The organism is Defluviimonas salinarum (assembly GCF_026013545.1).
GTDB lineage: Bacteria > Pseudomonadota > Alphaproteobacteria > Rhodobacterales > Rhodobacteraceae > Albidovulum > Albidovulum salinarum.
In genome coordinates, this window is record NZ_JAPDOG010000014.1 from 81,102 (window position 1) to 107,479 (window position 26,378).

General features: G+C 66.3%; 20 protein-coding genes. 11 read left to right on the top strand and 9 right to left on the bottom strand.

The window, feature by feature from the left end:
- Window position 1 precedes the first annotated feature (1 nt).
- The 6 genes from OM960_RS15660 to OM960_RS15685 form a co-directional block, all read right to left on the bottom strand.
- Window positions 2-5,182, bottom strand: coding sequence for a strawberry notch C-terminal domain-containing protein (locus tag OM960_RS15660; protein ID WP_264772610.1), 5,181 nt, complete (start codon window positions 5,180-5,182; stop codon window positions 2-4).
- Between the two features lie 251 nt (window positions 5,183-5,433).
- Window positions 5,434-6,825: a hypothetical protein gene (locus tag OM960_RS15665; protein ID WP_264772611.1), complete on the bottom strand. Its 1,392-nt coding sequence runs from the start codon at window positions 6,823-6,825 to the stop codon at window positions 5,434-5,436.
- A gap of 121 nt (window positions 6,826-6,946) precedes the next feature.
- The gene (locus tag OM960_RS15670) at window positions 6,947-9,340 is read right to left on the bottom strand and encodes a DNA topoisomerase (protein WP_264772612.1); all 2,394 of its coding nucleotides are present in this window, start codon (window positions 9,338-9,340) and stop codon (window positions 6,947-6,949) included.
- Between the two features lie 26 nt (window positions 9,341-9,366).
- A complete protein-coding gene (locus OM960_RS15675; RefSeq protein ID WP_264772613.1) occupies window positions 9,367-10,593 on the bottom strand; it encodes a hypothetical protein in 1,227 nt (408 codons plus the stop codon).
- Window positions 10,590-11,105, bottom strand: coding sequence for a hypothetical protein (locus OM960_RS15680; RefSeq protein ID WP_264772614.1), 516 nt, complete (start codon window positions 11,103-11,105; stop codon window positions 10,590-10,592). The genes OM960_RS15675 and OM960_RS15680 overlap by 4 nt, the downstream gene beginning before the upstream one ends.
- Window positions 11,066-13,324, bottom strand: a complete 2,259-nt coding sequence (locus tag OM960_RS15685) for a DEAD/DEAH box helicase (protein ID WP_264772615.1) — start codon at window positions 13,322-13,324, stop codon at window positions 11,066-11,068. The genes OM960_RS15680 and OM960_RS15685 overlap by 40 nt, the downstream gene beginning before the upstream one ends.
- 496 nt (window positions 13,325-13,820) lie before the next feature.
- Here OM960_RS15685 and OM960_RS15690 point away from each other — a divergent pair, with 496 nt between their 5' ends.
- The 4 genes from OM960_RS15690 to OM960_RS15705 all read left to right on the top strand — a co-directional run bounded on the left by OM960_RS15690 (window position 13,821) and on the right by OM960_RS15705 (window position 18,713).
- Window positions 13,821-15,665 carry a ParB N-terminal domain-containing protein gene (locus OM960_RS15690; RefSeq protein WP_264772616.1) on the top strand — a complete coding sequence of 615 codons (1,845 nt, stop codon included), beginning with the start codon at window positions 13,821-13,823 and terminating at the stop codon, window positions 15,663-15,665.
- Window positions 15,666-15,766: 101 nt separating this feature from the next.
- The gene (locus OM960_RS15695) at window positions 15,767-17,014 is read left to right on the top strand and encodes a hypothetical protein (protein ID WP_264772617.1); all 1,248 of its coding nucleotides are present in this window, start codon (window positions 15,767-15,769) and stop codon (window positions 17,012-17,014) included.
- 138 nt (window positions 17,015-17,152) lie between these two features.
- Window positions 17,153-17,695 (top strand): hypothetical protein, encoded by a 543-nt coding sequence (locus OM960_RS15700; protein ID WP_264772618.1) that lies wholly within the window; start codon window positions 17,153-17,155, stop codon window positions 17,693-17,695.
- A gap of 1 nt (window position 17,696) precedes the next feature.
- Complete coding sequence (locus OM960_RS15705) at window positions 17,697-18,713, top strand: hypothetical protein (RefSeq protein WP_264772619.1); 1,017 nt, start codon at window positions 17,697-17,699, stop codon at window positions 18,711-18,713.
- A gap of 215 nt (window positions 18,714-18,928) precedes the next feature.
- Here the strand turns inward: OM960_RS15705 and OM960_RS15710 are convergent, their stop codons facing one another.
- Window positions 18,929-20,131, bottom strand: coding sequence for a tetratricopeptide repeat protein (locus OM960_RS15710; RefSeq protein WP_264772620.1), 1,203 nt, complete (start codon window positions 20,129-20,131; stop codon window positions 18,929-18,931).
- Between the two features lie 135 nt (window positions 20,132-20,266).
- Window positions 20,267-20,389: a hypothetical protein gene (locus tag OM960_RS15715; RefSeq protein WP_264772621.1), complete on the bottom strand. Its 123-nt coding sequence runs from the start codon at window positions 20,387-20,389 to the stop codon at window positions 20,267-20,269.
- Here OM960_RS15715 and OM960_RS15720 point away from each other — a divergent pair.
- From OM960_RS15720 to OM960_RS15750, 7 genes are all read left to right on the top strand, one after another.
- Window positions 20,388-21,068 carry a hypothetical protein gene (locus OM960_RS15720; protein WP_264772622.1) on the top strand — a complete coding sequence of 227 codons (681 nt, stop codon included), beginning with the start codon at window positions 20,388-20,390 and terminating at the stop codon, window positions 21,066-21,068. The two genes, OM960_RS15715 and OM960_RS15720, sit on opposite strands and share 2 nt — an antisense overlap.
- Window positions 21,065-21,811, top strand: coding sequence for a hypothetical protein (locus OM960_RS15725; protein WP_264772623.1), 747 nt, complete (start codon window positions 21,065-21,067; stop codon window positions 21,809-21,811). Before OM960_RS15720 ends, OM960_RS15725 begins: the two co-directional genes overlap by 4 nt.
- A gap of 159 nt (window positions 21,812-21,970) precedes the next feature.
- Window positions 21,971-22,819, top strand: coding sequence for a hypothetical protein (locus tag OM960_RS15730; protein WP_264772624.1), 849 nt, complete (start codon window positions 21,971-21,973; stop codon window positions 22,817-22,819).
- A 2-nt stretch (window positions 22,820-22,821) separates the two neighbouring features.
- Window positions 22,822-23,733 carry a metallophosphoesterase gene (locus tag OM960_RS15735; protein ID WP_264772625.1) on the top strand — a complete coding sequence of 304 codons (912 nt, stop codon included), beginning with the start codon at window positions 22,822-22,824 and terminating at the stop codon, window positions 23,731-23,733.
- A 14-nt stretch (window positions 23,734-23,747) separates the two neighbouring features.
- Window positions 23,748-24,218, top strand: a complete 471-nt coding sequence (locus OM960_RS15740) for a hypothetical protein (protein WP_264772626.1) — start codon at window positions 23,748-23,750, stop codon at window positions 24,216-24,218.
- A 33-nt stretch (window positions 24,219-24,251) separates the two neighbouring features.
- The gene (locus OM960_RS15745) at window positions 24,252-24,641 is read left to right on the top strand and encodes a hypothetical protein (protein WP_264772627.1); all 390 of its coding nucleotides are present in this window, start codon (window positions 24,252-24,254) and stop codon (window positions 24,639-24,641) included.
- A gap of 69 nt (window positions 24,642-24,710) precedes the next feature.
- Entirely contained in the window at window positions 24,711-25,628 is a 918-nt protein-coding gene (locus tag OM960_RS15750; RefSeq protein WP_264772628.1) for a hypothetical protein, read from the top strand.
- Between the two features lie 303 nt (window positions 25,629-25,931).
- Here OM960_RS15750 and OM960_RS15755 read toward each other — a convergent pair whose 3' ends face one another.
- Window positions 25,932-26,366 carry a hypothetical protein gene (locus tag OM960_RS15755; RefSeq protein ID WP_264772629.1) on the bottom strand — a complete coding sequence of 145 codons (435 nt, stop codon included), beginning with the start codon at window positions 26,364-26,366 and terminating at the stop codon, window positions 25,932-25,934.
- Window positions 26,367-26,378 lie beyond the last annotated feature (12 nt).

Consider the following 26,378-nt stretch of genomic DNA (forward strand, 5'->3'; position numbering starts at 1 on the left):
CCTACCTCCACTCGATGTTTTCATAGTCCGGTTCCGCGTCCGCCTCGGCTTCGGCGGGATCTGCCGTCAGGACCGGCGCATCAGCACCAGGCGCCTCCGTCTCGGCGTTCTCGGGATCGGCAATGACTTCGGGTTCCGCCTCCTCCGGCTCCTCGCCGCTAAACTGGCGCACGGGATGGCCGCTTGCCGCGTCGAGGTCGATCACAGCCTGGTTGACGAGGCCGCGATACTTGCCGTCGGTCAGCATCATCGACTCGCCGAGACGCTCCAGGATCGCGATCGCACGCTCCTTGCCCTGGCGGCCGTCAAGCCGGAACTCGACGAGATGCACGCTCTTGGCGCCCTGGCGGCGATAGGCCCGGTCTGGCGTATCCTCGAAACTCGGCAGCGGCCGCCCGTACATCAGATCATAAAGACCGGGCCTGGCGGCGAAGAAATGCCGGGTGCTCTTGCGCAGCGGCATCATGTCGAGCTTGAATGTCCGCTGCGTGATCGAGATGACCATGTCCGCGTACAGGCGTTCCCCCGGGACGCGGTCGTTCATCACGCCGCCCCAGATCTTCATCATGCGAGGCTCGTCGGAGGTCTCGGGCGCCTCCATGTGGCGGTAGGCGATCTCGGCTGCGATCCGGCCGCCGCTGACCGGCACCGGCAGCTTCTCCAGGTCGACCTTGGCGCGGGCAACGACGATGCCGCGATGGACATGGTTTTCCATGTCGCGGTAGAGCGAGACGGTGCCGAGATCGTGGCGCGTCGCCTCGTTGATCGCCTGGAGGATATTGCCCGAGAGCACCTGGACCGGCAGCCTGCGGGTCAAGAGGCCCTCGCGGTCGAACTCCTCGAGATAGGATTCCTCGAAGCTCTCCGAGAGACCCGGGCGGAAGAAGATCCGCTCATGGTCCATCGAGGAGATACGCGAGATCGAGGTGGTCTCGGGGTTCGCCATGCCAGGCGAGATCGTCTTGATCTTGTAGGCCGACGGGATGTCGTAGAACGCGGGGTTCGTCGGCGGCACAAGGCCCACGATCGTGCGGGTGATGAGCGCGTTCGGGTCGAACTCGGACGGGTAGCGGATCGAAACGCCGGGTTTCATGTTCTCGAGGAGCCAGGCAAGGTCGGTGAAGCGTTCATGGCGCACCTTGAAGCGCGACCCCATCGCCTGCGGGTTTTCGAGCGCGGCCTCCATGGAGATCCCCTCCGGAAGGTAGGGACGCATCAGCAGCGGCAGGTTCTGGTGGATCCGTTCGGCCCAGGGGGCAAAGCCGTCCGCGCCATAGAGCCGGCGGCAAGCCTCGACAGCGGTGACAAGCTTGTCGCCGTTCCAGGCCTCCTCGTTGAAGTGATGGATGCCGGTCGAGATGTAGAGCGGAGAGAGGAAGGCCGAGGTGTCGAGATCGTTCTCTTCGCTTTCCATGCCCGAATAGAGCGTCGTCGCCCTGATCTCGACCTGGCCGTCGAGCTGTTTCGGGCGCAAGGGGTTCGCGTTGCGGCTCTCGAGCTCTTCGATGATCGCGTCGAACTCCATGCGGATCCGGCTCACGAGGTCGTCCTGCTCGAGCGCGGTGAGCACGATCGAGCGGGCGAGGACCTTGTTCGAGAGCGAGTCGATGCCGGAGGTCGCGGTGCCCGATCCGGTGTCGACCGCGTCGTTGCCCTGGCCCTGGTTCTGGTTGCTCGGGTCCTCGGCGAACTCGGGGAAGCCGAGCCGGCGCGCCAGCGACGGCATCGCGAGAAGCACGTTGCGCGTCGCCTCGTCGCCGACCCGATTGAGGAGATCCGGCACATCGTCGAGCAGGAGGGGATGCGCGCGGTTGCCGTCGACCGAGGCGCCGAGAGAGCGGAGCTTTCGGTTGCGCTGCTGCAGGATCCGCATTTCCGGCGTGAGGCCGGTCATCACCGATACCACGCGCGGGTTCGCGACCTGACCGTAGCGGTTGCCGCGGCCCTGGCTCTGGACATACTTGATCACGTCGATCGGGGCCTCGAGCTCGATCATGGTGCGCGGCCGCTGGTCGGCGAACTTGGGCGAGGCGTGGTAGGAGCCGCCCGTGGCGCCGGCCGAGTTGTAGATCAGGACATCGAGGCCGCCCGCGTTGAACGCGTCGATCGTGTCGCGGCGGTTCCGGCCCTGCCGGCGCTGGATCTGGTTGTCGCGGTAGCACAGCGTCCGGCCCGAGATCTCGCCCACCGTCACCCCGTTCTGCTCGAGGCGCTCGACGAGCGCGTCGACCGGGGAGACCGGCAGGTTGTCCGGGATCTCGCCGATCTGGCGGTCGATCATCTCGAAGGTCCGCGCGACATCCGGATAGACCTCACGCGCATCCCTGGTCTCGCCGTCCACCTTGATGCGGTACATGCCCTCGTGAATCCGGCGGATCTGGTCCTTCAGCGTGAGGCCTTGCGCATTGCGCATCGCTTCTTCGGAGACCTTGCCGTCGGCGCCGCGAGACATCTCCTGCAGGAGGCCGACATTCGTCGAGTGGAAGGTGATCAGCGGCTTGCGGCCCTCCTGGATTTCCTGCAGCGCCACGTCGACCACCTGGTCGATCTTGATCGCGTTCATGGTGATCCGCGCGAGGTTCGCGAGCGGCGAGCCGAGCGCGATCGAATACTGGTTCATCTCGTTGGTGCGCGCCCGCGCCGCCTGGGCGGAGAGGCCGCGGGCGATGAGGGCGTTGTATTGCGCGGTCTGGCGGCGGCCGAGATGCTCGCCGATCTGCGAGGAGCACTCGATCATCAGCTCGACCGCAGGTGAGAAGCGGTTCATGATCTCCTGGTAGCGCAGCATGCGCTCGTCATCGGGAAGCGAGACCCGGAACTCGATGTTCGACAGGTCGTGGTCGCGGCGCAGCAGTACGCCGTCTTCGGCGAGCATCGTCGCGAAGGCCTCCTGGGCGACCTCGCCTCCCGAGGCCATGTTGTCGAGGAGCTCGTCGAGGCGGCCGTCCCCGGCCTGCGGCAGGAGCGGCTTGTAGAGGTTCATGCCAGACGGATCGCGCGACGGGGTCGCGGTGCCGTAGATCACGTTTTCCGGCCCCACCTGGGCAATCGCGGCACGGATGTTGCGGCCCTGCTGCGAGTTCGGGTTCAGCGCGTTATGCGCCTCGTCGAGGACGAGGAGCGTGCGCGCGTCGAGCGCGTTCGCCAGCCAGATCGAGGAGGGGTCATCCTCCTTCGAGCGGAACTGGGAATAGGTGGTGATGACGACGTTGTAATCCTCGGGCCAGGCTTCGCCGTTGAAGATCGCCTTGCGAACCGAGGCTGGCGGCGAGACGATCTCGCGGGAGATCTCGAGGCCTGTGACCGGATCGATCGTGACATCGGTCATGTGGCTGCCGGAGGTGAGGAAGAGTACCCGGATCTCTGGCCAGGCTCCCACGTCCTTGAGGTCGCGGCAGACGTCGGGAATGTTGATCTGCGCGGATTCCGTGAAGTAGAGCACCCGGTTCCCGGCATCGGCGCGGATATGCTCGCGCGTCATGGCCGCGAGGCTTCGGCCCTTGCCGACGCCGGTCTGGTCGCCGAGCAGAAAGCCGCGGCCGCGATCGCGCGCGTTCAGCCGCATCGCCACGGTATCGACCTGCTCGGCGGTCAGGATATCGCCGAGGCCGTCGAGGCTCTGGCCGAGTGCCGAGGCCACGACGGCATCGACGCCGCCGCGGTCATCCATGTCGCGACGCACCCGGTCGAGCGCCTTTGTGGTCGCGCCCTCGAGCGCCACCGGGATCATCGTGAAGGGTTCCTTGACCTGCGACAGCGGCTGGTACGGCTTCTGGCGGATATTCTCTTCCCGCCCATCCTCCGCCTCCGGCCCGGCTTCCTCGACCCCGTCATGGAAGTCGCGGATCCGCGAGCGCGAGCGCGCGATCTCGCGCTCGAGGTTCATCAGGTCGTCGGTGGTCACGACCTTGAAGGTCCGCAGCGCCGCCTGCGGCAGCGCGTCGAGCGGCTCGGGGCGGCGCTCGCCGATGAAGACGAACAGGCTGGGATCGCCGTCCTGCACCCCGTCGGCAACCGCCGAGCCGATCTCGGCCACCGCCTCGAGCGCGTAGTTCCGCCCGATATCGGAGCGCAGGCGCTCGAAGGTGTCGGCGGTGACAGAGCCAGGAACGCGCAGGATCGTCCGCCCGTCGGCGGCGCGGCGCGCGAGCACGTTTGCGGCGTAGGCGCCGATCCCGTCCGCGGCGATGCCGCCGAGATCATGAACCTGCAGCGCCGCGCCTTCGCGGAAGATCCGCGGCATGGCGATCTTCATATCGTCGGAGCCGCGGAAATCGACGGCGTTCTGGCCGCGGGTCGCGCGGCGCATGAAGGCGACCATCGCCGGAGACGGCGAGAGCGCCTCGCCGTCGCCGGAACGGCGCGACAGCACGAAGCCGGTCGCCGAGGCAACGCGCATGGCGGCGATGAACTTGTCGCGCGAGGCATCGTTCTCGACGGCGATCGCGGAGATCTCGCGCAGCATGTGCTCGCGGATCAGGCCCATCGCCGTCTCGCGGTCGATGTCGAGCCGACCGTGCGGCCCCTCCTCGAGCGCCGCGTCGGCCACCCGCTCGAAATCGGCCGTGTGGAGCGTGCCGCGGCCCGCCATCACGACGAGGCTCGAGGCGATCGCCTCGAGATCCTCGCGGCGCCCGGCGCGCAGGAAGAGCGTTGGCTTCTCGCCTTCCTGCTCATGGACGAAGTCCGCGCGCCCGTCGTCGTGATTGACCTTTCGGAAGAAGCGGCCGGAATTGTCCCGCACCACCTCCTCGCCGCGCAGGTTGAGGCCGATCGTGCGGATGCTCTCCGGATCTGGCTGGATGCGCTGCGGCTTGGCGGCAGCCACCGCGGCCGGGGCGCGGTCGGAAAGGTTGATGGTCCACTTGTCGGACAGAAGATCGTCGCGTTTCAGCGCAATCATGGAGCCGCCGAGGCCCTCGGACAGGACCCGCGCGGAGAAGGGGATGTTGCCGTCAGGAAACAGCATGCGCAGCGTGCCGCGGGTCTTGAGCTCCGTGAAACCGAACCCGAGCGCCTTTTCCCGGACCGTTTCTCCAGCCTCGCCCGGCCCGGTCCGAAGCAGGAGCCCCTTGGCGCCGCCCGGCACCAGGACCCGCCGCAGGATGGCCGAGTTCTCGGCAAACCCGACCCAGGCGACCATGTCCTGGGGTTTCGTGCCGCGGTCATTCTCAGTGGCCATGACGTGATCCTTCGTTGGACTGTTCAATTGTTCTACTCGTCATTTTTTCGCACTCCGACATGAAAACGACAAGCAAGACCCGACGAGATGAAAGCGGTCCGGATCCGATTTTGCGAATAATTAATACATCACGATACGATCATGAGCCGGCGCCCGATCCGCAGGGGGCGGGCGGCCCAGGGTTGGCGATCCTCTGAAAAGCGAAAAGGCCGCCCGAAGGCGGCCTTTCCGGTTTCAGGTTTTCGCGCGGATCAGTTGAGCGGCTCGTCGGCGATGCCAGCGAGCAGATCGTCGATCCCGGCCTCATCCTCCGCCGACATGGCGGCGGCAGCCGGGGTCTCCGCGGCGGCGTCAGCGGCCTTTTCCTCGGCCTTCGGTGCGGCGGCGGCGGTTTCCTTCGCCTCGTTCGCGACCGCGGGCGAGCCGACGACGGCGCGGACCGCCTCGGTCAGCTCGACGTTGTAGGCCTGGCGAACCTCCTTGCAGCACTCGAGCGCCGGATAGGGCGAACCGAAGCGGTAGGCCTCATGCGTCTTGGCCGCGAAGAAGCTGTCGCCGCCCTCGTAGCGCTGCATGTGAACGGCGGCCAGGTTCCAGGTCTTGGTCTCGTGCGTCTTCAGATCGACGCCGTTCGCCTTGAAGAAGTCCTTCAGGTCGATGTCGGAGACGGCGCGCCAGCCATCCTTGTGATAGGCGGCCTTGGCATCCTCGGCGGCGGTCGCGAGGAAGGCGTCCTTCAGCCGCTCGGCATATTCCTTCGGGATGTCGAGATTGCCATCGCGGTCCTTGCGGGCCAGGGCGCCGGCCAGCCGCACGCCGATCGAGGGGGCCTCGTAGGCGTAGGGGTTGACCGTCATGATCCGGGCCTGCTTGCCCTTGCCGTCGGCATTCGCCTTCTCGACCAGCTTCTTGGTCTCGTCGGCCGAGGTTGCGCCGAGATAGACACTCCGCAGCGGCACGATGGTCATGCCCTTGTCGGCCAGGAGCGTGGAGAAGAGTGCCTTGGTCTCATCGTTCATTTCGTCGATGAGCTTCTGGGCGAACTCGGCCGGATCCTGGCTGACATAGCCCGCTTCGGTCTTCGTGCGCGGCATGAAGTATTCCTTCGAGAAGAAGCCCTCGGAGGTTTCGATGACCAGCGCCGCGCCGGTGGAGCCAAAGGCCTCGGCCAAGGTGTCGCGCATCTCGTCGAGGCTCGCGACCTTCTTCTCGGCATGGATGTCGATCACGTGCAGGCTGATGATCGGCTTGCCGTCCTTGTTGGTCTGTCCTTTGTCGATGTAGGAGACCATCTGGTCGATCAGCACATGGTGATCGTCACCCGGGTGCTTGATCCAGGCATTGGTCCACTTCGCCTTGTAGCTGCCGTCCCTTTCGGCGGAAACGCCGTCGAAGCGCAGGATGCCGCCCACCGGGGTGTAGGAGCTGGTCTGGGCCTTGGCCGGCTTCGAGAAGTCCTCGACCTTCTTGTTGCCGGGGTTGATGTCACCTTCCTGCCCTGCGATCGGACCGTTCAGGAATTTCACCTTGATGGTCTTGTCACCATAGGAGATCACCTCGCCCACCAGGTTCGCCGTGCCGAACAGCGTGCGCGGCGTGTTCTTCTGCATCGACTGGGTCAGGGCCTTGAGCAGTTTCGACATGTGTTTTCCTTTTCACATCAGTAGATGTCCTGACCGGAAAATCATTCCCCGGTCGACGCACCCATATTTCGGGCGCTGTCCAGAAAATCGCAATGCGAAAAATAGTACTTCGTTATATTTTTCACGCCGTTGCCTTCCTCCGCGCCCCACCCTTCGCCATCATGGAATCGATGAAGGCCGAACACTGCCGGCCATCCGTCTCCGCGGCCACCGGCAGCCTGGCACCGTTTTCCTCGGCAAGCTTGCGCGCGAAGGCGAGCTGCTTCTCGGACGGCGGGCGTGGACCGGATGAGGGTTTCACGCCGTCGATCCAGGCCGAGAGAGCGCGGCCCGAGGCGCGCGCCTCGGCGGGGATCTCCTTCCCGGTCTCCCGGGCGATGCGCTCGGCGAAGGCGATCTGCTTTTCGGAAGGCGGACAGGTGCCGCCCTGCCCCTGCGGCGCGTTCGGGTCGCGCTTCGGCAGATGCTCCTCGAGGAAGGACCGGCAGACCGAGGCGTCCGTGAGGCATTTCGGCGGCAGCTTGATCCCCTTGCGCTCGCAGATCGTCTTCGCGGCCGCGGCCATCTTCTCGGTCGGCTTCGGGCTCTTGCCGATCGCGATCGACACCGCGCCGGCATTGGCCTTGATCCGGTCGATCTCCTTCTGGGTCTCGCCAAGGATCTTCAGGACCGCCTGCTCGGCCGAGAGCTTGCCCTTCTCGACCATGTCGAAGATCGTCTCCCACATCGCGGTCCGGGCCGGGTCGACGACGTTCGGACAGACCGCGACAAGCGTCTGGTAGAGCTTCATGCCGCCTTCCGAGGGCATCAGCGACTTGCCCTTCATGACGATCTGGCCCTGGGTGAGGAGGCCCTTGACGACATCGCCGCGCGTCGCCGGCGTGCCGATGCCCTTGGCCTCCTTGAGCCGCGTCCGCATCGCCGGATCCTCGACCAGGCGCCAGGCCTCCTGCATGACCTTGATGAGCGAGCCTTCGGTGTAACGGGCGGGCGGCTTGGTGGTCACGGTCCGGAGCGCGGCCGAGACCACCTTGCCGGTCTCGCCGTTCTTCACCTCGGGAAGGTCCGGCTCCTCGTCGGCATCCTTCAGTCCGAGCCCCCCGAGGATCGCCTTCCAGCCCGGCACCAGGGGCACCCGGCCCGAGGCGCGGAAATCCCAGTCATGCCCCTTCCAGGGGAAGGTCATGTCGATCGTGGTCTGGCGGTATTCGTAGTCCGGGGCGAGCGCCGCGAGATACTGGCGCGCGATCATGTCGAAGAGCTTCGCCTCGTCATCGGAGAGCGAGGGGACCGCGCGGGCGAATTCGGACGCCGTGTTGACGTTCGGGATGATCGCGTAGTGCGACATGCCCTCGAGCGCCTTGTCGGAGAAATGCCCGGACTTGCCGCGCCGGGCCTCGGGCTTGGCGAGAAGGCCGGCATGCTGGCCATAGCCGCCGAGCCGGAGAAGGGCGGGCACGAGCGTCGGGATGTCGGCGATGTTGTTCTCCGGCAGATACTTGGCCTCGCCGCGGGGATAGGTGATCAGCGTGCGCTCCGAATAGAGCTTCTGGGCGACCGAGAGCGTCTTCTCGCCGCCCCAGCCGAAGCGCGCGGAGGCGGCCGACTGCAGCGCGGTGAGATCGAAGAGCTTCGGCGGGCCCTGACGCTTCTTCTCGGCCTTAGAGCGCAAGAGGCCCGAATATCCCTCGACCGCGGAGCGGAGCCCATCGGCGATCTCGCGCTTCAGGATCCGGCCGACCATGGATTCGGCCTCCTGGAGCGCTGCCTCGTCGGCCATGAGTTCCTCGGCCTCCTCCTCGGCCGTCTGTTCCTCCTTCACCAGCGATTTCGGCAGCCGCCCGCAGGTCAGTGTCAACTGGCCAGCCGCGACGCGCGTCAGCGCGTCGATCTCGTACATGTCCTGGGGCTTGAAGGTCTCGATCTCCAGTTCGCGCTTGCAGACAATGCCGAGAACCGGGGTCTTGACGCGTCCGATGCCGATCGCGCCCTTTGTGCCGGGCTGTTTCAGCGTCACCGTCGCGGTGCGGGTCAGCGACAGGTTCGAGGTCTGGTCGGCCTGCTCGCGGGCCTGGCCCGACATGTAGAGGCCGCGAAACTCGGAATTCGGCCTGAGCTTCGCGAAGGCGTCCTGCAGCGACTTCGGATCCTCGGCATTGAAGATGCAGCGCTGGACCTGGCCGCGGAAGCCGATGAACTCGACGATCTCGTCGCCGATCAGCTGGCCCTCGCGGTCGCAGTCCGTGGCGATGATGATCCGCTCGGCGCCGCGGGCGGCTGCGCGGATCGCATCGAGATACTTCTTCGTGTTCGTGACCGGCTTCTTTTCGTAGAACTTCCCCGGCCAGAGAAGTTCGGCCGACCATTCCTTCCAGTCCTCGCGGACATCGTCGGGCTCCTTGAGGGTGAGGATGTGACCCACGGCGGGCAGCACCTCGCCGTAGCGCGACCCGATCGCCGCGCGGATCGCCTTCGCCTGGGATGGCTTTTCGCAGATGACGAGAGATGAACCCATGGTTCCTCCGATTGCCCCCCCCCGGATCAGAAGGAGGGTTCCATTTCTGTTTTCGCATTTTTATACGAGGAAACCGGCCGGGTGCAATCGTCGATGAACCCGGCATCGAAACCGGCGGATATCTCCGCTGTGGACTCCGCGTCCTGGCCGCGGATCGCCTGGGCGTAGCGCAGATCCATGAGCCCCTCGATCAGCGCGTCCCGCATGTCGGTTCCAAGGAGGAGATGCAGGGTGGCGGCGCGGCGGAAGGCGAGGCCTGGGCTCATCGCGCCATCGGGATGGATCGAACCGAGCAGGTTCTGCCGGCGGCCGGGAAGGCTGCCTCCGAACTCGTCGAGAAAGGCCGCCTCGGCGGCCCAGGCCATGCGCAGATGCGCGAGAAGATCGCGCCCGGTCCGGACCGTCGCGCCGCAGGCGGCGAGCCGCTCCGCCCGCTCAGGCCATATCTCGCGGATCGTTGCGGCAACGGCGTCGCGAAAGGCCCGGACGAGATCGAGATCGGAGATGCCGGGCGCCGGGAACCGCCCCGCCAGTTCCGGCAGCCGGCTCGCGCCGGCGCCGGGTGGCTGCGCGACGGGCCCGGCTCCGGCCCGCTCGAGGACGGTTTTCGGCGAGGCCAGGAGCTCGGCCTCGAGATCGACGAGATGCTCCAAGCCGCGCTCGGAGAGATCGCCGACACCGATCGCGAAGGCGCCGGGCGAAAGCGGGGTCCCGGAGAGCCAGGAACCGAGGCTGCGCTCGTCGCCCTCCGGCCCCGGCCCGGGAACGAGGAGACCGAGGTAGTCCGACGGGAGGTCGGCCATGACGACCGCGTCATCGCGCGGGTAGAGCGTGAGGTCGGGCGCGGCCGCCGCGGGGGGCGCGGCGCGGGTGGTTTCCGGCGCGGATCGCGCCTCCGTATTTGCGCTTTTCGCGCTTCCCGGTGCGATCATCGGATCTGCCGGGGTCGCGGCGGGTGCCGCGTTCCTGGACGAGGCCATAACCGCATCGGTCAGGAGGCCGGTGATGAAGTCCCTCTTGTCGCGGTAGTCGGGAAGCATGTCGAGGCGCAAGCGGCAGCCGGTCAGCAGGTTGCGCAGTGCCGCGTCATCGGTGCCGGGCGCATCCTTCAATCCGAATTTCGCAGCCGCGGCCGCGTGCAGCCTGGCGCGAACCGCGGTATCCGTGATCGCAGCGATCATGTCTTCGAAGCGCATCGCATTGAAGGACGCGGCGACCCGCTCGGCCACGTCTTCGCGGGTTTCCGCGCTCATGGCTCAAACTCGAAACGGCCGGCGCGGGGAGGCTCGGCGGCGGAGCGCCGGAGGGCCCCCGCGCCGATCAGCTTGCGGATGGGGGTGACCGTGACCATATCGCCCCCGTGGCAGATGACGGTGCGGCACAGCAGCTTCTCGTCGTCACCGGTCATATGCCAACCTTCGATGAGAATATCCTGGCCTGGCGCAATCAGCCGGCGCGCGAAGTCCTCCAGATCCGATCTGGAGGCCTCGAGGCCATCCCTGTCGACGAGATAGCCAAGAACGCCCGGCCCCTGCGCGGTGATCACGAAGCCGTCGCGCGTGCCGCGCGCGGAATACGCGGCCCCCTCGTCCCGGGCCACATGGAGGTTGTACTTGAGCATGCGCCGGAGGAAGTCCGTACCGTTGATTCCCTTGACGGGACCGATGGTGATGAGTCCATCCATCATCTGAGCGGAGGCTTCAGGATTGCTTTCCATCGTGATCCTCAAAATGGCAATTCTGGCTGGGTCACCGGTGTCCTGCAACCGACTTGCGGATTTACCTGAGCCACTAGTGCAGATTCTGGCTTCGCGCCAGCCTGTTTTTCGCGTTCCTGCGGTTTTGTCACCTTCATGCCGCGAAAGCCGATCGTGTTGATTGCACGCTCGTCGGTCTCCATCTTCTGGATGAGCGAAAGCCCCATCTTCACGTCAAGCGAGTTCGGCACGAAGAGATAGCCGATATCGCAGGCCTGCTCCTGGCCGATGCGCCAGATCCGGTCCTCGATCTGGACCATGTTGGACGGCGACCAGTCGGGCTCGACCACCCGCATGCGCGCGGAGGCGGTCAGCGTGATGCCTGTCGCGCCCGCGAGCGACATGATGAAGAGCCGGGCATTCGGATCCTCCTGGAACTCGTCGATGCGGCTCTGGCGCTTGCTGTTGGAGACCGAGCCATCGTAGACCCGCACCGCGCCGGGAAGCTCCTGCCCGGCGAGTGCCGCGATCGTCGCGATGACCTCCTTGTGATGGGCGAAGACCACGGTCTTGCGGCGCTGATCCTCCGAAAGTTCGCGATCCTCGAGAAGCTCGTCGACGATGAACCGTGCGGCATGCGGCGCCTTCAGCACGCCGAGGTTGCGGCGCACGCGGGCAATTTCGGAGAAATGCGGGCTGTCGAACGACAGGCCCGCGATCACATCGATGATCTCGCGCGCCTCGCGGCTTTCCCCGCGGCGTATCGTTCCGCCGCTGATCCGGGTGTGGATCTCCTCGAGATCGGCCTCCGCCTGCTTGAGGATCTCGAGATCCTCCTTCGAGAGCCGGAACGGCATCTCGATCGGGGTGCGGAACTTCGGCGGCAGATCGGTGTCACGCTTCAGCCGGCGGATGAAGGAGCCCGAGCCGCGCAGCCGGAGCTGAAGTTCGAGCTCGCGCTGCGGCTTGCCGGGCATCGGGATGATGATCTCGCGCTCGCCGCGCCCGTATTTCGACGGCATCTTCTTCTTGATCAGGACCGGCGGCTCGTAGCGGTTGAGAAAGGCCTGGCGCGCCTCGGGGCCCCTGCCCCAGATGTCTGGACGGCTCGAGGTCAGGAGCGGCCAGAGCTCGGAGACCCGGTTCGGCTTCGGCGTGCCGGTGAGATGGACGATCTGGCCGCCCTTCGTCATCGGGACCGGGCCGAGCCCCTCGATGCTGTCGAGATCGCCAAGGATGGCCTGGGTGCGCTGCGCCTCGAGGTTCTTCAGGTTGTGGGCCTCGTCGGTGACCACCAGGTCCCAGGCGATGCCGCGGATCGTCTCGATATGGCGCTTGGCGATGTCATAGTTGATCACCACGACATCGGTATCCGGGAACGTGCTGCCCTCGGCATGCCCCACGCTCAGGGATGTGTCGATCTTCCATTTCTCGATTTCACGGACCCATTTCAGCCGCATGTTGGCCTGGCAGAAGAAGATCGCCCGCCTCACATCCGGCCGCCCGTTGAGGATGCCGATACCCTGTATGGTTTTTCCCAACCCCATATCATCGGCGATGATCGCCGATTGACCCGTGTCGATGACCTGCTGGATGCCGCTCTTCTGGAAGTCGAGATAGTCGAGTCCTTCGGGTGCCGGAATCGAGAATCCGGACGGCGCTTCCTGCGTTTTGCTTTTCGCGATGTTCTTCTGGGCCGCGCCGAGATGCTCGCGCATCTTCACCTTGACCGGCGGGGGCATGAACGTCTCGAGGTTGGCGGCGATGAAGGGGTCTCGGGTCCGGTAGGGGCGGCTGCCGAACCTGGCTTCGAGCGCCGGGCTCACCTTGTCGATCGCCAGCCAGCCCGCGCCCTCGAGGAGCTGGCGGCGGTCATAGTCATCCTCGCTGCAATTGGCGATGAAATCCTTCGAGCCGGCGCTGATCGCGAGTGCCAGGTCACCGGCCGGGCGGGTCTTCGGGGCGCCGAGGAAATGCTCGAGCCCGTCCTCTGCGACACGTTCGGATCTCGCAGCCTTCAGCATCTTCTCGAGGTCGGTCTTGAGGGCGCAGCCGTATTTCTCGCGCAGAACGGCCGCGAGATAGAGCGGCGGCGCGCCGATGGCGGGGCGCGACGACCAGACCGAGAAGTCGCCCTCCTCGTTCATCGCATTGAGCCCCTGCAGGAACAGGAACTTCTCGAGTGCGGGGTTGAAAAGCTCGACCGGTCCGCTGACCACGATGTTCCAGCTCGGAAGATCCCCTTCGAATTTCTTGTCTTTCTTCTTCAGGTTGACGGTGATGGGCATCGGCTTCTCCGAGGTATTTTCCCATTTTATATGCGCGGACCTTGAAAACGCCAAGACACGCCAGGATGCGAATGCCGAAACCCCCGATTGCCATGTTGCCCGTCATCCCTTGCCGGCCGGGACACATCACGCCACCTGTCCGAAAGCGCACCGCACCCTGTCCGAAAGGACAAATTGACACGACCGGGGGGCTGTATTGAACACGAAAAAGGCACAAATCGCATCAGGCGGATGGGCGAGATCTCACCGGGAATCGCCGCAAAAGTCGAATTTTCCGGATAATTATGGCCATGAAGCGAAAATACTGTGGACAATCTTCGCAATCCGTGGTGAACAGGAATTGCGAGCGGGAAGTCAATCCGGCCGCCAACCCGCACCAAGCGGGAGATCAGGAGATTGCATGGGCATTACCGGCCGAACTGTCGGCGCGGAACCCATGAACAGCTTGACGGTCCGCCAACAGGGCGCGGACAGGATGCAGGAAAGGAACAGAGGAATGTCCTCTCAAGGTGACATCGCCCAGAAGGGCCGCACGAAAAGCAAGCGGTCCGGAACTGGAAAATCCATAAGCGAGACCTCGGCGGAGGTTACGTTCGCGGTGGAAGATATCACTCCCGAACGTGCTTCCGAGTTGCTCGAGAGGGCGCGCAACGCGGTCGCGGACAAGAAGGCGGTCGAGACCTACGCCCAGGCGATGAAAAACGGCGCCTGGATTCTCAATGGTCAGCCGATCATCCTCGATCAGGACGGCCGGGTGATCGACGGCGTCCAGCGGCTCAACGCCTGCATCAAGGCGGACACGCCCTTCCAGACCATCATCGCGCGCAATGTCCGCTCCGACACGCTCCACACGATCGACCAGCACCGGCGCCGGTCCTACCAGGGCGTCCTCGAAAGCCGCGGCATCAAGGTAGCCGGCGCGATCGTCCGCACCATGTCCAAGCTCATCCGCATCGAGAACGGAACGCTCGGCCGCGAGAACCTGCCGATCAGCTGGTCGCGCTACGACCGCGTGCTCGCTGCCAACCCCGAACTGCTCGACGCGATCGAAATCGCAGATGAGAGCCGCGGAAGCGCGCTGCACTCCACCGCGCGGCCGGTCCTGGCCTTCATGGCGATCCGTGCCGGCAAGCGTGACGAGCTGATGGCATTCCTGCGCGAGCTTTCGATCGAGCATACGCTCGGCCTTGACAGCCCGCCGCGCGTTCTGGCGCAGCAGCTGATCCTTGGCCGTCAGCAGGACAACCCTTACGGGGTCGACGGTGCCCTGGCGGTCTCGATCCTGGCCTTCAACGACTTCGCCGCGGGCAAGAAGGCCACGAGCTTCTATTACTGGAAGCCCGATCTCGGCGACACCCCGCTCAACGACGACGGCAGCCCGCTGAGCCGCAAGGCGATCCGCGAGCATGCGCCGGCGAACCTCGGCCTGCCGGTGATGAACGGCTTTCCCGGCCTGCGCGAGGGTCGTTTCGACATCTCCGCGCCCGTCGACGAGTTCGGCGGCCGGACCAGCGAAGAGATCGCCGAGGCCGCACGCACCGATGCCGGCAAGGAGCAGGTGCGCATGGTCGTCCTCACGCCCGAGAGGGCGCGGGAATGGCTGCAGTTCAACACCGGCAACCGAAAGATCCAGCCCACCCATGTCGAGACGATCGCGCGCGACATCGAGAAGGGCCACTGGATGGTCAACGCCCAGCCGATCTGTTTCACCGCCGATCCGGAAAATCCCTCGGGCGAGGAGCCGGTCCGGCTGCTGAACGGCCAGCACCGGCTGCGCGCCTGCATCATGTCCGGGATCCCGATCGAGGTTCCGATCGCGATCAACATCCCCGAGGAGGCCTTCGCCACCTTCGACACCCATGCCAAGCGCACCATGCGCCGTATGGGCGACCGGGTCGACGACCGGGTCCTGGCCGCGGCCGCGAAATTCCAGTGGAAGCAGGACAACGGTCTGCCGCTCACGGGGCGCGGAAGCCCCTCGGCGACCGAGATCCTGCAGACTCTCGACGAGCATCCCGGGCTCGCCTCCGGGTTCTCCCGCTCCCGCCGCAAGGAGATGACCAAGCTCGGATCGGCCGGCGTGATGACCTATTTCATCTACCGGGTCATGAGCGAACAGGCCGAGTGGGCGGAAGAGTTCCTCGACGGCATCGAGACCGGCGCGGATGTTCCGAGGGGCAGCCCGATCTTGTCCCTGCGCAACATGGCGATCAACCGGCGCGGCGAACTGAGCCGCAAGGACACGCTCGACATGCTCATCGACCACTGGAACGCCTTCAAGGTCTGGAAGAGGAAACAGATCGCAATGGCTGAGGAAGACGATCAGCCATCCATGCTCTGACGGCCTCATTGTAAGAGGTGGCCGTTGTGACGAGCGCGGGGCGGGGAGGAAACTCCCCGCCCCTTTTGTTCTGGCCGGACCGGCTGACCGGGTGGCTTACAATGGCGGCAAGATTTGCGAAAAAAATTGCGTTGTCTCGCCTTGCTCATGTTTGCGAAAATCGGTATCTTTCAATTCATGACAATCATTTTCCGGACACACTCATGAAGCACGAACGATCGATCCTGAAATGCGTCACCCCGAAAGATTACCGTGAGGTGATCGAGGGGTTGATGGAGAATGAGGGATGGTCCGCCGAAAAAACCGGTGGCAACCATATCCGGCTAACACATCCGGAAGCTGCGCGCCCCATCTTCGCCTCCGGCACCACCTCCGACGTCCGATCCGGCCGAAACCTGCAATCCGAGTGCCGTCGCGCGCTGCGTGACGGAAGGAATACGGCGGCACAGATCGTGACACCAGCCCTCGTCCCCATGCCGGAACCGGCGACATTCCAGGTGGTGCGCAAGAAGCCGCGCTGGGATCCCGTGAAGCGCGGCCTGCGCACCGCGGCGCCGGCAGGCACCGGCATCGTGACCGGCCGGGACATCCTGCGAGGTGCAACGACGCCGATCACGACATCCGAAAAACCGAACAGCATCACGAACGCACCCAAGGAGATTGCCATGTCGCTCGTCGAGACCCCCTGCCGCAACGAAGCGGCCGCCCCTGTGTCCGCCCCTGTGTCCGCCCCTGTGGCCGCCGCGGCGCCGGTCGCCGCGAAACCCGCCAAGGCCGACCCGATCGAGGCGCCGGTCGCCGTGACGCCGGCCGAAACGCCGCGCAAGGCTGCCAGGCCGGCCCCGGCCCTGGCGCCGATTGAGACGACCGGCGGCCTGACGCAGATCCCCGCCGACATCCTCGGCATCGCGCTGCGCCTCGTGCGCGGCGAGCTCCGCGCCGTGACCGTCACCCCTGACATGGTCGGCCGCACGCTCGTGCTCGACGGCGCGGCCTTCATCCTCGACGGCGCGTTGCCCGATCTCCGGGCCGTACCCGCGCCGGCGCCCGTCGTCGCATCTGGCGCCGAGCCTGCCGCCGCAGCGGCCGGGGATACCGGCAGCGAGAAGCGTCGTGCCAAGCCGGAAATGGTCGGCAAGATTCTTGCGACGATGAAGGAGTTCCCCGGCGAGTGGATGGGCGTATCCACGATCACCGGCCTTGCCGGTCATGACGTCAAGACCGATGGCCGCGGCATCGAGAAGACCATCCGGATCACGCTTGACGAACTCGTCGCGGACGGGCAGCTCGAGATGGCGGAAGAGCCCTGGGGGCAGCGCCGGAAGATCACTTTCCGCTTCAAGGCCTGATCCGATGGATCCAGGGGCGCCTTCGGGCGCCCTTTTCCTTTTCAGGTTTTCGGATTATCGCACGATACTCGCGTGAAGGACGCCCGCCCCCGGCGGGCGTCTCGCCATATCATGACCCGGATGCGAAAGAGCACAGCCATGCCGCGCCAACCCCTGACGCCCAAGCAGATCGTCGAACAGGAATTCGAGAGCCTGAAGGCGCTCGTCAGGAATCTCCTCGTCGAGAACCGGAATCTCAAGCCCCGAGAGGACGCGCGCGGCTGGCCGGCCGAGGCCTACTATTTCGCGGCCTACCCCAAGACCGCCGACTATGTCTCAGGCCCGCTCAAGCGGCAGGCGGAGTGCATTCTCGAGCGGCTCGAGAACGCCTCCCGGCTCTGCGCGGAGATGGCGGCCGATCTGCAATCCTTGCGCCTCACCCTCGCCGACCGGCGCCGCCAGGCCGCTGACCTCGCCTTCGAGGCCCATGACTTCGGCTGCGAGGTCGAGGGGTACGGTGGCTGGGTCGCGCTTGACGACAGCATGGTCAGGTCGGTCTTCCTGTCGTCCGGTCTCCACACCCGGCCAGCAGCCGACGTCACCTTCATCGTGACCTTCCGCGAGAACACCTCCTTCATCGAGGCCTCACGCATTCCCGAAAGTGAACCCCAACCCGCAGAACCCGTGGGGATGGAGATCTGAAATGGCCGCGCTCTACTACCGCCTGACGAACACCACCGACCCCGAGGAACGCCTCGAGGATGCCTGCCTGTGGAAGGCGATGCACGACCAGTACGGCGACGGGATCACGCTCCTGCCCGACGGGGCGCGCGCGCCCAGGGAGGGCATGATGTTCGGCCGCACCCGGCATTTCGAGCCCTTCGCCGCGCTCGCGGCCGGGCCCAACCTCGACTATTGGAGGGATCCCGGCTTCCTGGCCGGCATCTCCCGCGAGTTTCACCTTTGCGACCTCGAGGAAGCGGAGGAGCGGGTGCGTCTCTTGCATGAGAGCGGCCGGGACGCCTTCGTGAAGGCCTGCGAGCAGAAGCTCATGACGCTGCGGATCCCGGTGGGCGAGAGTTTCGGCGCGGCGATCGGCGACATGGTCTGGTCCTTCATCGACAAGCCGGACTCGCTCCTGGTTCAGGAATACGTGGCGATGCGGAACGAGCGCCGCTTCGTCGTCATCGACCGCAAGATCGTCACCCATTCCCCGGTCGCCTGGCATCTCACGCCCTTGTCGCGCGCCCATGCGATCGAGGGCGCAGGGCTGCCGATCGACGATCTGCATTACGACAGCCCGCGCGTGACGACCGCGCGGTTCGACCCGCATCTCACGAGGAGGATGATCGCGCATGTCGAGCGCGTCGCTGCCGGGATGAGCCGGCCGCATGCCATCGTCGACGTGGCCGAGCTTTGCGACAAGCGGATCGAGACGATCGAGTTCAACCCCTGCCAGCCCGGCATGTTCGGGCTCTACGCCTGCGATCCCCGGGCAATCGCCGAAGCGAGCCAGGCCCTCCTGCCGGACGATCTCCTCCGCGAGGTCGAGCGGCGGCGCGCGGAAGAGGATCCGTTCCCGGTGCCGGAAGAGGAAACCGCGGGCCGGCCGGCCATGGCCCGGTTTCCGCACCTTTTCGCCGATCCCGGCGCGGTCTCCAGCGAGGTCTCCAGGGCGATCGCCGACCTCGATTTCGAGGACGAGCCCACGGGCCCCTGATCAAGGCGAAAGGGGCCCTCGGGGCCCCTTTCGATTATGACCGGAACGCCCGGGAAGGCCGGCTTTCGGGATCAGGCCCGGAGCGCCATGCCGAGCGCCTTGGCGGCCCCGGGGGAGAGCGGCCCGGTGACGCAGGCCTCGCCGATCCCGGCGGAGGCGCAGAAGGCATTGAGGGCGGCGATCGTCTCTCCGGTCAGCCGGCCGCTCGCCGCGCCTCAGTAATGACCGAGCCTGGCCATCTCGCCCTGCAATACGCGGACATAGGCGTTCGGGTTGACGCGGCGCAGGTCCATCAGCGCATCCGCGAAGTCGCGGCCCTGAAGATCCGCCACATCGGCCGCGATCGCGTCCAGATCGGCGCGGCTCCGCGCGCTCGCGGCCTGGCCGAGAATCCCGTGCCGGGCGATCTGGGCGGGATCGAGCATGTCGCCATGACGCGAGACGACGGAGGCTGCCTCCTCCTGCGCACCGTCGCTGCGGCCCGAAAGCTCATGCCAGTAGCCGAAGAGCCGCCGGGCCGCGATGGTGTCCCCGACGGCGGCGGCCTTCTCGACAAGATCGACCGCGCCGGGCCGCAGCGAAGCGAGGTCGGGATTGGCCTCGTCGAGGCGGGCAGGAAGGCCGAGCACGGCGAGCGCCGCGCCGCCGGAGCCCGCCTCGATCCCGGCGCGCGCCAGCGCAACCCCCTCGGCGGGGCTCGAGAGTTCCCCGAAGGCGCCGGTCAGGTGGCCGCGCACGAGATCGGCCGCGGCCGCCTCGGCCTCGTCCTCACGCCCGGAGAGCGCGGCCTCGAAGTGGGATAGCGCGGCCGCGGCATCGGCCTCGACGATTGCGCCGTCGCGAAGAAGCCGCGCGAGGCGGATATTGGCCCAGGGCTTGCCGGAAGCAATCGCCATCCGGTAAGCCTCCACGGCGCCATCGCCATCGACCGCGCCGCCGATGCCAGCGGCACGCAGGTCGCCGAGCGCCATCCAGCCCGGGAAATTCTCCGCCACCGAAGCGTCTTCGAGAATCGTGCGCGCCCGGACAGGGTCATGGTTCGCCACCTCCTCGCGCAGCAGCGATTGCGCGATGCGGCTGCCAGCAAAGACGTCACCTGCCGCATAGGCCGCCTCGTCGAGGGCGAGGGCCACGGCCTCATCCCGGAACGGGCCGTCCTCGGCGCGGCGGATCCTGGACAGCGCCTGGATTGCGGGAAGGTGGCCAGCATCGGCGGCTGGCTGGAGGATCCCGATTGCGGCGGCAAGGTCGTCACGCTCGATATAGGCGTTGCCGAGGATGACCGCCGCCTTGACGTCACCGGCGTTCGCGATCGCGATGAGTTCGGCCTCGGCGGCATCGCGCGCATCGCCGCCGGCGGACATCACGGCGCCACGGAGCTTGCCGTAGTTGGCCGTGGCGATGTCCGCTGAAGCCATGGTCCCTGTCGCGGCCAGGAGGACAATCGAAGCAAGCAGGGTCGAGGGTACGCGGGGCATATGGGTTCCTTCATGAAGTTGCGCCGATCGGGCCATGGTCCGGGACAAACCGACTATGTGATTGATTTTCGCATTTTAGCCGCCGAACCGCCAGACACAAGACTCGAAGCGGAAAAACTGCCGCATCGGCTGTTCGACCTTCGTATTTTCGCGCGGCTCGCGGATGTTGCGTTGAACGAAAGCGAGGAGCTCTTCCATGTACCTGAGGCTTGGCGAGGTCCTCCATGTCGGATCGCTCGATCCCGCGAGCCGCACGGCGCGCGCCTCGCTCGAGGGGCCCTGCCTTTCGGTCTCGGTCGATCCCGAGGACTGGGGCCATATCGCGCGCGTCTCTGGCCCGACCTGGACGCTCGTCCGTCCGGGCGCGCTCTGGCTCGACGCCTGCGGCCTCGGCGACGCCGAAAAGGCGCGGATCCGCGACTGGGCGAAGACCGCGGGCCTTGCCGAGGAGACGACCGCCTGGCGGGCCTGGCAATACGACGACGAGGCCGATGACTGGCGCTACATGACGCTGCCGACCCGCGAGGCGGCGGAGGCCGAATGCCAGGACATGGATCCCGACGGCGTGCCTTCGGATAACGGCGAGCTTGTCGAGCCGGTCGCGGCACTCCGGCTGACGCAAGCCGCCATGGCAAGGCTAGAGCGGTGGCACGACCCGCTCGACGGCGAGGCCGGCGCCCTCATCCTCTACGCGATGGAGGTGCTCGAGCCGGACCACCCCGATCTCGTCGGGATCTGGTGGAACGAGATCCACGATCCGCTTTCGCTCTCCTGCCCGCGCGGCGGCGTCCTGCCGGCCCGGCTCGACGAGTTCGATATCCGCGACGAATACGGAAATCTCCCGCCCTTCCGGCGCGAGGAGGATCCGCAGCCATGACTCGCCGCAAGTTCTACTCGACCTGCGTCGACTGGCCGAAGGAGCGGATGCTTGCCAAGGCGTTCCTCGACGAGAACGGTGAGGAGATCACCCGCGCGGCCTTTCTCGGACTCGTCGACCCGCGCCAGATGCGCGCGCTCGAGACGCACCTCGGCTACGACATCCACCTGAAGATGGAAGCGGACTACCATGTCCGCTATTTCCGCGAACCGGTGACCGGCATCCCGTTCTTCGTCCATTCGGCGATCGAGCATGTCTTCGCGCGAAAGGACGAGATCGATGCGCTCGAGGCGGCGGAGACGGACCGGCTCTGCGAGCCGAAGCCGCTGGCGATCCTGGCGCTCATCCACCCGGGCCGCCTCATCGGTCAGGACCCGCAGGATCCGGACTTCGAGGGGGACGCCTTCGACGAGGCGATCGGACGGATCATCGCGCATGATGGCGGAATCGTCATTCTCGACGACGAGAGCTTCCGCGGCATCCCGGCCGGCGATCGCCTGACGCTCCGGCGTGCCCTCACACACGCCGGGATCGGGCATGGCGTGGCGCTGCATGTATGGGCTGCGGAGGACGGATCCGCCGCGCCGCAGGATTGGGAGGGCTTCGGCGACGCCGAGCCCGATCCCGGCCTCGAGTTCGGCGCGATGATCGCTGATCTCGTGGCCCAGACCGGCGAGCGCGGCGAGATCGAGATGATCGGCGCGGTGCCGGAACCCGCCCCGGAGCCCTGCCACCTCACTTGATCGCGACGGCCTCCAGGCCGGCTCTCGGGCCAGGTCTCGCGAAGTGTCCCGATCGGATCGACGGCGATGCGGCGGCCCTCGGCTGTTCATTATCCGCGAAGAATTTTCGCACCCCTGCCCTATGCTGCCCCGGGCAGCATACTGACAACGAGGCGGACGATGACGAGAGCGGCAGGCGGACGGAAACCGGTCCACAAGATCACCCTGGTCGAAAAGCCGGGCCGGCACCTGATGGAGCGCACGCCGCGCTACGACGTGATGCTGAACGGCGCGCGCTGGGGCGAGCTCTACTTCAACATGACCGGCTATGTCGGCCACCTGCCGACCGTCCAGGGCGGCAGGATGGATATCGGCGAGCGGCCGATCTCGGCTTTCCGGAAAGAGGCCGCGACCCTCAACCGCGAGGCTGAGCGCACGATCGAGGTCGCCGACGCCGACAGCCGGCGCATCGCGATCACCCGACCCTCCTGCGACAACCGCATGATCTTCGCGATCAGCATGATCGACGGCGAGCATCCCCGGGCGCATCTCCTGAACCGCCGGGAATACGATCATGCGATGGCGCTCTTCGGCGGCGCCGATGTGGGCCTCGGCTTCTTCCAGGAACATCCCTTCCCGGATGGCGAGACCACCGCCCTCGTCGAGCCCGGCGACGGCTGGATTCTCGAGGAGTTCCCGGACCTGCCGATCCGGAAGATGTCGGATTTCGAGGCGGGCCTCCATCGCCGCCGCATCGACCGGGTCTTCGATACCGTCGACGACGAGATCAAGCTCGTCGTCGCGACGCTGCCCGGCGGATCGGACGCGCTCCCTGGCTACGTGACGCGCCAGAGCCTCGATTTCGGCCGCCATGTCTTCGGAGACGGGCTGCGGGCGGGCGACCTCGCCTATGCCGGCGTCGCCGCGCTCGCGGATCCGGAGGACCGCGCCGCGCTCGCGGCGGCGTTTCCGGATCTCGACCTGCCCGAACCTGATCTTTCAGACGAACAATCTGGCCTGGAGCCCTGATCATGACGCGTTTCCTTCACTGGTCCGACCTTCATCGCGAGATGTCGGAGGCGGCCTTCCCGACGCCCTCGGCCGACTGCCCGGCCGGATCCGTCGATGCGGTCCTGATCGCTGGCGATCTCAACGCCCGCGGCGCCCATCTCGACGACGCCATGCGCATCCAGGAGGCCTGGGAGGCGCCCGTGATCATGATCTGGGGCAACCATGAGACCTACCGGTCGGTCTACCAGGACCAGCGCGCGGCCGAGCTCGACCGTCTCGAGGCCCTCCGAGGCCAAGGGTACGACATCCGCGTCCTGCACCAGGGCGAGACCTTCATCGGCGACACGAGGATCCTTGGCGCGACGCTCTGGACCGACTTCGACATTCTCGGCCAGCAGGAAAAGATGATGTTTGGCGCCGAGTATATCATGAGGGACTACAGCCGCGTCGAGTGGCGCGAGCAGGATGGCGGGCTTCGCAACCTGCGCGCGTCCGACACCGTCGCCATGCATGCGAGCGACCGGGCCTGGCTCCTCGGCGCCCTGGCCACCCCCCATGTTGGCCGGACCCTCGTCATGACCCACCACCTGCCGGCTCCGGAACTGCTCGCGCACGAGGCCAAGAAGGGCGGTTACGCACCTGGCTATGTCTCGGACATGCGCCGTGACTTCCTCGGCCTCAAGATCGACGCCTGGGTTACCGGCCACACGCACTGGGCGCGCCGCGGCACGCTGCAGGGCGCCTTCGGTCCGATCGCCTTCACCGCCAACATGATGGGTTATGAGGGCCAGGGCACGAATTTCGAGCCCTACCGGATCCTCGACATGGACCAGCCGGCACTCGGCCTCGAGCCGATCTGCATCGACGACCCCGTTCTTCGTCGGAATTGCGAGGACTTGCCTTCCGCCGACATGACCAACCCTCAGTTTTGAAGTGAGAACCTGACATGAAGATTCCTGAATACTCGAAAGGCCAGGAGCCGGTTCTGAAAGCCACGATCCGGGTGACCGTGCTCGCCCAGGAAACCGATCCGGTCGCCTTCGGCGACGCGCTGTCTTCGATGAGCCTCGAGGATATCGGCCGGGAAATCGACGTGGGCCTCTGGATCGGCGAAAGCCAGGTCATCGCCCTTCAGGCGCTCCCCGAGGACCGCGTCGTCCCGGAGCTCGTGGCGATGCACAACGATGGCGAATTCTTCAACTGCGACGAGGATGCGCGCTTCGAGGCGCCGGACCGCAAGCCCGAGCCGGAGGGCCAGATCCTCAGGGCGCAGGTCGCCCAGGGCTGGTCCTCGGAGACCATGGCCATGCTGCAGTCCCGCTTCCTCGATGAGGTCGGCCTGAAGCAGGAATTCGCGGACTGGCTCGATGACCGGGCCGCCGAGGAAAACGACGCAGCACCCGGACCGGGCGCCTGACCCTCCCGCCGGGAAACGGAAAAGGACTGGATGATGACCGAGCAACCCGACACCGGCACCGGCGGGACGCAAGCGCCCTGCAAGGACGGAGGCGTCCCGATCAGCCTCGGCGAGATCGAAACCCTCCACTACTACGACTGCCCGCGCATTTTCGTGTTCGAGCACGACGGCGCCCCGCGCCTGGCCAACAGCAGCGACGAGACCGACGTCGAGGCGATCTACCAGGTCTCGTCGCCCGCGCCCGATCTCCTGGACCGCCTGCGCGCCAACGAGGCGGATCTGCGCGACGCCATGGCGGCGGGGCCCTTCTTCACCCTCAGCTGGGGCGCCGAGGTGCGCATCGCGCCCGCCGGTGAGCCCGACTGGCTCCCCGAGCCCGGCGTGAAGCTGAGATGCGAGCACGATGTCGGGGTCGAGCCCTGACGCGGATTTCGCGGCGCCCGCCGGCCGGGGGCCGCGGGACACCGACAAATCTGAACGGCGGAGGATGACATGCCGCGAATGATCGACACGGCGAGAGCCTACTACCAGAACCTCGTGACCTCATTGAAGGAACCGCCAGCCTTCGCCAGCGATCCTCTCGCGGACCGCATCCGGCGGATCCGGCGGGACTCGGCGGACGTCGTCGAAGCGATCGGCATGGCGCAGAAGTTCCGTCTCGAGTTCGAGGCGGCCGAGATGCTCTCGAACCTCCTCCAGGAGATGGGTGACGGGATCTTCCCGATGTTCAAGGGTGCGCGGTTGCCGTTCCCCTTGCTCTGGATCGAGCGCGACATCCCCGGATCCACGCAGCAGCAGGCCGCCCTCATCCATCAGCGCGAGGATGGTATCACGGTCCGATTCATGAACCGGGACGACCGGCACTTCGCGCCCGCCCTTTCGGTCATGACCTTCGCGCCAGAGGGAGGCGGCTGGAAGCATGACACGCCGCATTTCGAGCAGGCGATCGCCGCCTGCGAGCCTGGCGCCCGCGCGGATTTTCATGCGGCGAAAGCCGAGCACGAAGAGATGAACATCCTCCACTTCGGCCTGGCGGTCGCGATGTCGGAGATGCTCTCCCACCGCGGCATGCTCGAGGTGGACGAGGAGAGCGGCCAGAGCCGCGCCGAGCGCCGCCGGGCGATGCGCGAGGGCGAAGATCTCCCGGCCACCCGGATTTCGCGCATCTCGCTCGGGGAGTTCGGCCGCGGCCAGCACCTGGCGATGCGCGAGGCGGACGGCAAGGACCAGACGCGCCGGCGCGCGCATTGGGTGCGGGGCCATTTCATGCGCAACCGCGCGGGCGGCGTGAGCTGGCGGATGCCCCATATCCGCGGCGCGGGCCCCGTGATCGGCCAGGAGCGAAGGATCGCGGCGCCGGAGGCCGTGGCGCGGACCGATGCTCCTGGCGAGGACGGGCCCGGCTTCTGAAGACGTGGTCCGCCCATCCACAGTCTTCCGCACGCATTTGCGAATAACGGATTGTTGGATTGGCCCGGGCCGGTTATCTTGCTGCCAGGCCGGGATCCGGCCGGCAGACCCCGGAGGAAGCCCGAGAATGAGAATCGAGACCATCCTGCTCCCGCTTCTGATGATCGCCGCCGGCGGCCTGCCCCTTCTCGCCGGCCGCCTCTCACCCGAAGCGATCGCGCCCTGGGTCACGGTCGCCGCGCTCGTGCCGATGGCTGTCTGCCTCAGGGTTCTGAAAGCCCGCGCATCGCCCAGCCGCGGCCGTCATGGCTCGGGGGTCTCAAGATCGGCCATCGCATCCTCGGCAAGCTCTTCGACGCTCTTGCAGGGCAGGCCGAGAACTTCCCGGCAGGAGACGATCCGGCGCTCGAGCTCATCGCTCTGATCGGTCAGGTAGTCGAGGTCGGTCTGCGCGGCATGGACCCCTTCGACGATATCCTCGACCGAGTCCGGCTCCATCTCATCGGCGATCTCTCTAACGCAGCGCTCGTTCCAGGTCTCGAGCCCGGCGATCGCGCGGATCGGGTTCTCCCCGACATGGACGACCGCCGGTTGCCAGATCATCTCGTCCTCGGCGCCAAGCACGCCCTCGCGCAGGCGCGTATCGATCGCCGCTCCGAGGCTCGCCGCGATCGCCTCGATCGGCGTCACATGCTCCTCGATCTCCACCTCGACGAACAGGGTGATCTTCTTGGACATCGGTCTCTCCTG